Source organism: Microbacterium sp. P2_F9 (assembly GCF_056403635.1).
The window spans coordinates 1-2132 of sequence record NZ_JBFUFC010000343.1 but is presented as its reverse complement, the minus strand read 5'-3'; the positions used below and the strand labels follow the sequence as shown (position 1 = coordinate 2132).

At 71.8% G+C, this 2132-nt stretch carries 2 protein-coding genes; both read right to left on the bottom strand.

Annotated elements, in window-relative coordinates:
- A partial coding sequence (locus AC1DVT_RS19760; RefSeq protein WP_477391048.1) for an acetyl-CoA carboxylase biotin carboxylase subunit occupies window positions 1–1687 on the bottom strand: 1687 nt, incomplete at its 3' end.
- Between the two features lie 5 nt (window positions 1688–1692).
- Window positions 1693–2132, bottom strand: a 440-nt coding sequence (locus AC1DVT_RS19755; RefSeq protein ID WP_477391046.1) for a carboxyl transferase domain-containing protein, incomplete at its 5' end; no start/stop codon positions are given.

The window sequence follows — 2132 nt, the reverse complement described above, 5'->3', positions numbered from 1 at the left end:
TCACCGCGGTGGAGGTGGCGGATGCTGCTCGTTCCTGGGCTTCGATGCGACCAGAAGTGACACCTTCAGGCGGGGCTTCGACGCTGTGGAGGGGGCCCGCGTCGTCGGCGAACAGCGCCTGCGCCCGGTGGGGCGTTCCGCCGAGCCGCCAGCCGGTGCGCGCGAGCCAGAGCGGCGAAGCATCGCGGTGACGGGAGACCGGATGCCGCGGCGCGAGCCGCGCGGCAGCCTCCAGGGCGGCGGKGGTCGGTGCGGGAGCAGCGAAGGGCGGGAGCCGGTCGATGATCCCGGTGTCGAGATCGCCCGCGCGGACCGCCGGGTCGGCGAGGAGAGCCCGGAGGAACGCGATGTTGGTGTCGACGCCAAGCACGACGGTGTCGCCGAGCGCGGCATCCAGGCGCGTCAGCGCCTCAGCGCGGTCGGCGCCGTGGGCGATGACCTTCGCGATCATCGGGTCGTAGTCGCCCGTCACGGCCGAGCCGGTCTCAACCGCGGAGTCCGTTCGCACTTCGACGGGCTCAGTGACCGGGGAGATTGCGGCGAGGAACAGCAGGATCTCGCCGGTCGACGGGAGGAAGCCGCGCGCCGGGCTCTCGGCGTAGACCCTGGCCTCGATGGCGTGCCCGTCGAGCCGCACGTCCCCCTGCGCGATCTCCAGCGGCAGTCCGGCTGCTGCCCGCAGCTGCTGCTCGACGAGGTCGATGCCGGTGACGAATTCGGTGACGGGGTGCTCCACCTGCAGCCGGGTGTTCATCTCGATGAAGAAGAACTCGTCGGGGCGGTCTGCGGCGACCAGGAACTCGACGGTCCCGGCCCCGACGTAGTCGACACTCGCGGCGGCCGCGCACGCGGCGGCGCCCAGTCGTTCCCTGGTCGCGGGGTCGATGATCGGCGACGGTGCCTCTTCGATGACCTTCTGGTGGCGCCGCTGCAGGGTGCACTCGCGCTCGCCGAGGTGGATCACCGTGCCGTGCGCGTCGGCGAGCACCTGCACCTCGATGTGGCGCGGTCGATCGATGAGCCGCTCCAGGAGCAGGGTGTCATCGCCGAAGGCGGCGGCGGCGACCCGTCGGGCGGTCGCGAGCGCCTCCGGCAGCTCGTCCGCCGCACGCACGATCTGCATGCCCTTGCCTCCGCCGCCCGCGGAAGGCTTCACCAGGAGCGGGTATCCGGTGACGGCCGCGGCGGCGGCGATCTCGACATCCGTCATCGCGGTGCCGTCTGATCGGACAGCGCTGAAACCGGGCACGACCGGCACGCCGTACGCCGCGACATGATCCTTCGAGCGGATCTTGTCGCCCATGACGTCGAGCGCGCGCTCGCCCGGACCGATGAAGACGATCCCGGCGTCGGCGCACGCGGAGGCGAACTCCGCGTTCTCAGAGAGGAAGCCATAGCCCGGGTGGATCGCCTGCGCACCCGTCCGGACTGCGGCGTCGATCACGGCGTCGCCGTCGAGGTACGAGCGTGCGGCCGGCGCCGGTCCGATACGGACCGCGACGTCGGCCTCGCGCACGTGTGGCGCGTCGGCGTCGGCGTCGCTGTAGACGGCGACGGAGCGGATGCCGAGCCGCCGCAGGGTGCGGATGACCCGGCGGGCGATCTCGCCGCGGTTGGCGACGAGCACAGTGTCGAAGAGCGAGCCCACCGGTTGGTGAGCTTGTCGAACCACAGGGGCCAATGGCATGGCGCTCACATCCGGAAGACGCCGAAGCGCGGCTCGGGGAGGGATCCGCGGGAGACGACGTCGAGGGCGAGGCCCAGAGTGTCGCGGGTCTCGGCGGGGTCGATCACACCGTCGTCCCACAGGCGGGCCGTGGCGTAGTAGGGGCTGCCCTGCTCTTCGTAGCGGGCGCGGATCGGCGCCTCGAAGGCCGACTGCTCCTCCGAGGTCCACGCGTCGCCGCGAGCGTCGAGCTGGTCGCGCTTGACGGTCGACAGCACGGACGCCGCCTGCTGCCCGCCCATGACCGAAATGCGGCTCGCGGGCCAGGTCCACAGGAACCGCGGCGAATACGCGCGGCCGCACATCGAGTAGTTGCCCGCGCCGAACGACCCGCCGATGACCACGGTGAGCTTCGGAACCCGCGTGGTCGCGACCGCGGTGACCATCTTGGCCCCGTCCTTCGCGA